The organism is Prevotella sp. tf2-5 (assembly GCF_900115435.1).
In the GTDB taxonomy this organism is placed as follows: domain Bacteria; phylum Bacteroidota; class Bacteroidia; order Bacteroidales; family Bacteroidaceae; genus Prevotella.
Map to the genome: position 1 here is coordinate 1 of NZ_FOWK01000021.1, position 4,754 is coordinate 4,754.

General features: G+C 45.1%; 5 protein-coding genes and 1 rRNA gene. 2 read left to right on the top strand and 4 right to left on the bottom strand.

All coding sequences use genetic code 11. The annotated features are described in order from the left end of the window. Nucleotides 1–97 (bottom strand): 16S ribosomal RNA (locus BM257_RS14430); the annotation flags it as partial. Nucleotides 98–592: 495 nt separating this feature from the next. Between BM257_RS14430 and BM257_RS14435 the strand changes: the two genes are divergently transcribed. Together BM257_RS14435 and BM257_RS14440 are read left to right on the top strand one after the other, a co-directional pair. Next, entirely contained in the window at nt 593–1,108 is a 516-nt protein-coding gene (locus tag BM257_RS14435; RefSeq protein ID WP_092074121.1) for a flavodoxin family protein, read from the top strand. Nucleotides 1,109–1,188: 80 nt separating this feature from the next. Beyond that, nucleotides 1,189–2,775, top strand: a complete 1,587-nt coding sequence (locus BM257_RS14440) for a chitobiase/beta-hexosaminidase C-terminal domain-containing protein (RefSeq protein ID WP_177216149.1) — start codon at nt 1,189–1,191, stop codon at nt 2,773–2,775. 171 nt (nt 2,776–2,946) lie between these two features. Here BM257_RS14440 and BM257_RS14445 read toward each other — a convergent pair whose 3' ends face one another. The 3 genes from BM257_RS14445 to BM257_RS14455 all read right to left on the bottom strand — a co-directional run bounded on the left by BM257_RS14445 (nt 2,947) and on the right by BM257_RS14455 (nt 4,668). Continuing rightward, nucleotides 2,947–3,588, bottom strand: a complete 642-nt coding sequence (locus BM257_RS14445) for a hypothetical protein (RefSeq protein WP_143096888.1) — start codon at nt 3,586–3,588, stop codon at nt 2,947–2,949. 99 nt (nt 3,589–3,687) lie between these two features. Continuing rightward, nucleotides 3,688–4,365 carry a hypothetical protein gene (locus tag BM257_RS14450; protein ID WP_092074127.1) on the bottom strand — a complete coding sequence of 226 codons (678 nt, stop codon included), beginning with the start codon at nt 4,363–4,365 and terminating at the stop codon, nt 3,688–3,690. Between the two features lie 27 nt (nt 4,366–4,392). Continuing rightward, entirely contained in the window at nt 4,393–4,668 is a 276-nt protein-coding gene (locus tag BM257_RS14455; RefSeq protein WP_092074129.1) for a hypothetical protein, read from the bottom strand. Nucleotides 4,669–4,754 lie beyond the last annotated feature (86 nt).

Here is a 4,754-nt window from a genome sequence, read left to right on the forward strand (position 1 = left end):
TCAAAGTTTGCAAGCAAACTTCATGCTGCCCCTCGACTTGCATGTGTTAAGCCTGTAGCTAGCGTTCATCCTGAGCCAGGATCAAACTCTCCACTGTATAAATATCTTTCTATCCAATAAAGGATTGTCTCTGTCACAGAACGCTGTCATTATCCGGTAGTCAAGATGGATCTTATAAAGCACCTGTCATCTTCTTGACGGTTCGTAAATCTGTCTTACCCGAGTACCCGTAAAGGTACTCGCTTCTTGTACTACTACTTCTCTGTTTTATGCAATTTTCTCAAAGAGCTCTTTCTCCTTGCCATCGCATCAAGTTTTTGAGCGAAAGCGGATGCAAAGGTACAACAAATTTTTGAACCCCCAAAACTTTTCATGAACTTTTTTACATAAAAACAAAAAGTTTTCGCTTTCCATGACAAAACATAAAAACCTCTATACCTTAATTAATATAAAAGAAAATCATGCCGCCAATCCGTAGCGTATGATCTTCTGCATATACAAAATCTGCTGTCACACAAAATTTTCCGATGAACTGCTAAAAGTTTAGCAGGATTTTATTATCTTTTCAGAAACTAACCAAATACTTAAGATTATGAATATTTTGATTTTACAGGCTTCACCGAAGGCCAATGGTAACACCGCATGGATGGCGGAAGAGTATAAGAAAGCTGCCGAGGCAGCAGGTCATCAAGTAACACTCGTCAACGTGTCACGCAAGAAGATTGCCGGTTGTCTGGCTTGTGAGTACTGTCATAACAAGGGGAATGGTGCCTGCATCCAGAGGGACGACATGCAAGAGCTCTACCCGCTGATGGCAGAGGCTGAGGTCTTGGTATTAGCAGCACCTATCTACTACTTCACACTATGCGCCCAGATACAGGCTCCTATTCAGCGTATGTATTGTGTCAACGCACCAGCAAAAGTGAAGAAGATGGCTCTGCTGATGTCCTCCTACTCCCCCGGAGTCTATACCGGTGCGACAGCTGAGTATCACGACATCTGCAATTACTGGCATGTTGAAGACAGTGGTATCGTGACGGCAAAGATTGACGAACAGAAAACTGACGACACAAAACAAAAGATTCAGGCACTCGTCAGCAACCTGTAATTCATAAAATAATTTAGCTCGCAGGTCATCCCTGCGAGCCCTATTCTTATTGCGATGAGAGGGAGGGGTTACTCATGAAGGTGGAGATCACATGTACCTCTAAGGGGGAGGCGAAGTATGGCCCGGGAAACCTTGCGGCCCCTACAAAGGGAGACTATGAGTTTCAGGCTGATGGAAATGTGGGCACATGGCTCGGCAATGACGTCGCTTTCTCTCTGACAGCCACAAAACAGGTGCGCATCACCAAGGTTGAGGTGACTGTCGGTGAAGTTCCTGACCAACCTACCTTCACCCTTCCAGAAGGACAGTATTTTGAACCCAAGAATGTGTCGTTCGGACATGAGGAGGGGTGTGTCGTCATCTATACTCTGAATGGTGACGACCCCGCCTATACAGACGAGACACACTATACCGGAACACTTTGGGATGGCAATCCCCTGAACATCACAAAGACAACGACTATCAAAGCTATTGCCGTAAGTAATGACGGTAAGAGCAGTAACATCGCTTCCGCCACCTACACCATCATAAGCATACAAGGTGATGTCACCTTCGATGTTTCTGTGGACAAGGGCAGTCGCACCACAGAGGATCCTGGAGAGGATATGATTACCAAGGATGATGTCACCATCACCGTCAGCAATGGCTGCATGGCACTGGACCACCACTATCGCTGCTATGCCGATGCGAACATGACTTTCACTTCTGCCGGAAATAAGATAGTGAAGGTGGAGATCACATGTACCGCTAAGGGAGACGCGAAATATGGACCAGGCTGCTTCGCCAATCCTACCGAGGGTGTCTATGACTATAGTACGGATAAGAATGTGGGCACATGGATTGGTAATACTGACTCCTTCACTCTGACTGCCACGAAACAGGTGCGCATCACCAAGGTGGTGGTGACATACAGCGACACTCCTTCCACACCTGTGTTAAGTCTCGATGAGGGCATATACATGGGAGAACAGAAGGTGACAATGACTTGCGGAACAAAGAACTTCATCATCTATACTCTGAACGGCGATGATCCCTCCTTTACTGATGAGACACACTATACCGGAACAAAGTATGATGGCACTGAGCTGGACTTAACAGCGACAACAACTATCAAAGCTATAGCTGTTAGCAACACAGGCAAGAGCAGTAACATGACAACAGCGACCTACACCATCGTCAATACTGAAGGCAAAGGCACCGCAGAAAGCCCGTTCACTGTTAATGACGCAAAAATTGTGGTAGATGCGCTGATCACTGAAGGACTCACACCCGTCTTCTACGTCAAAGGTTTTGTAGTGAGCGAGGTGACAATAGATAATGGACAGGCTGAGTTCAGTATTGGTGCCACACCAGACGCCACAACCAATCTGATAAATGTCTGGAAGGCGAAAGGACTTGAAAACACTGATTGCAAAGAGGGTGATGTGAACATTGGCGATGAAGTCGTCATCTGTGCGAAGTTGCAATTCTTTGCTGGTGATTATGAGACAAACCACGGATATATCTACTCTATCAACGGACAGACAACACCTACAGGTATACAGACCATCAAAGCTAACAACGCTGTTGATAATGCATTCTACGACCTGCAAGGCCGCAAAATCGCAAATAGTAAATTGTCCAAGGGAATCTATATCCATAATGGCAAAAAGGTCGTCATCAAATAATGCCACACAAGCGAATCCCTTGTGAGCATAAAACCCAAGGCACCATCGCGAAATACGATGGTGCCTTGTTTGATGTCAGACCACTATCTCGATTCGAGGGACTGGTTTACAGGTATTCACAGTACCTGTCCCTGCGTTCCTCATCATTTTTTCCAATTGGAAATAGATTCCCTATGATTTTAGGTCGTCAATATCCTTCATGCACTCATCAAAGATGGCTTCTTGCTGGCTCCTTGACATATCAGACAGTGGCATGAAGGTTGTGAAGAAACTGATGCCTACAGATGCTTTCCCGTCCAAATACTCCTTTCCAGACAATTTGAAACAAAATCCATCAGGAACCAAGTATCCCTCTCCTGCAAACTCTCCATATTTCTCGATACGCTTGTTGATACGCTCATCGATAGCCATAGGCTTCATATTGAAGTTTCGCGACAGGAACCTTACGGCGACCTCATTGGCCGTCATTTCTGGTTGTTTCAGGAAACGTTCCTTATAACGCTGTAGAAAATGACTGGTGAAGACATGTATCGCAGGCGATCGCCAGTCAGTCCACTTGATGATGAACCGTTTGGTGCCGTCGAACATAACACATAGGTAGCCTGACAGGATTGGTCCGAATGGGTGTTCCCGATAGAAATAGATGATGTACTGGTTGTTGGATGATGGAATCTTGTAGTCATACATCACATAATTTTGAAAACTCATCTGCCTGTTCATCTCCTTGATAGCCTTGGAGCGTAGGGCATCGCGTTTCCAGTCCAGTTTCTGCATCTCACCCATGAGCGTGTCATAGACCTCATGGAGATTCATGTTTGCAACAATCATGGGTGCAAAGGTACGGAGAACAATAAGAATTCAAAGCCTTGATCCCCGATTTTCTCTCTTTTATGAAGGAGTTATTGATAAATATCATTCCTCATCCTCATCGTAATGATCCCCATCGGCGATATCTTCAACCACTTCTGTCTTCGAGAATACAGGTTTCATACCATCCCATTTGAAGGTATGCCTCAGATGCCCTTTCGGTCCAAACTCCGATATGATTAAATCCTTACCCTCTTGTGGCAGATCATAGAAGAATTTGGTATCTTCCGTTGTACGGTAGCCGTCAATAATCTGCGGCTCAGGAGTCAACGTGCGATTCTGAGGATTATAGTCATAGAAGCATACGAAATGGATGCTGGGTTCGACAGGATTGCCGAAGTATAGGGCAAACAGGCGATGTCCGTTAGTACGTTTCCAGTAGCAGACCTTCATGAACTCCGCAATGAGTGGGCCCGACATAGCCACTTCCACCCATCCGTTCTTGGGGTCATAGTGGACAACAGGCTGTGAATCTCCATTACGCTCAAGGCGCAGACCTTTCTTCATTGTCTTACGGGCAGCCTTCACCATCCATGTAGGCCACCTCTTGTCAAAGCAGTCCAGCATGGCACCAAGTGTATTGTTTTCCACGCCACTTAATGTCTCATGTTCCCACTCTTTTTCTATAACCACCAGACTGGTACTGCCTTTACGAATATCCTGCCCCACTGCTGTCATGCAAGACATCAGTGCTATTAAGGCTATCAATACATGTTTCTTCATCGCTATATCGCTTTAGTTCTTTCAATCCTATTCTTCTATCTGCCGATAGTAGATAGTACCTTGTTCGTTTTTCATGCTACGTGTATCTGCATCGTAGTCATAGCAGTCATCCTCTGAGTCAACACCTTTGGGAGTCATGTCAGGCACCTCCTTCTCCACCTTCTTCTCCTGCTGGCTTTCCACCTGCACACTATCCACAACAGTACTGTCTGCCGTCTCAGTGGCCTTCTCTTGATGCTGCTTACTATTACATGAGGCAAATACCAAGCCTGCCAATGTCATTATTAATAATTTCTTCTTCATGTTATTATTAATATTAGTTTCATACGGCAAAGATAGCATTTTTATATGAAACTTGCACGAATAATATTCAAAATTGTTATGAAAAA

What these genes read in the sequence shown, in the direction of transcription:
- BM257_RS14435 (WP_092074121.1), top strand. Translation starts at nt 593, where the DNA reads ATGAATATTTTGATTTTACAGGCTTCACCGAAGGCCAATGGTAACACC.
- BM257_RS14445 (WP_143096888.1), bottom strand. Translation starts at nt 3,588, where the DNA reads ATGAATCTCCATGAGGTCTATGACACGCTCATGGGTGAGATGCAGAAA.
- BM257_RS14450 (WP_092074127.1), bottom strand. Translation starts at nt 4,365, where the DNA reads ATGAAGAAACATGTATTGATAGCCTTAATAGCACTGATGTCTTGCATG.
- BM257_RS14455 (WP_092074129.1), bottom strand. Translation starts at nt 4,668, where the DNA reads ATGAAGAAGAAATTATTAATAATGACATTGGCAGGCTTGGTATTTGCC.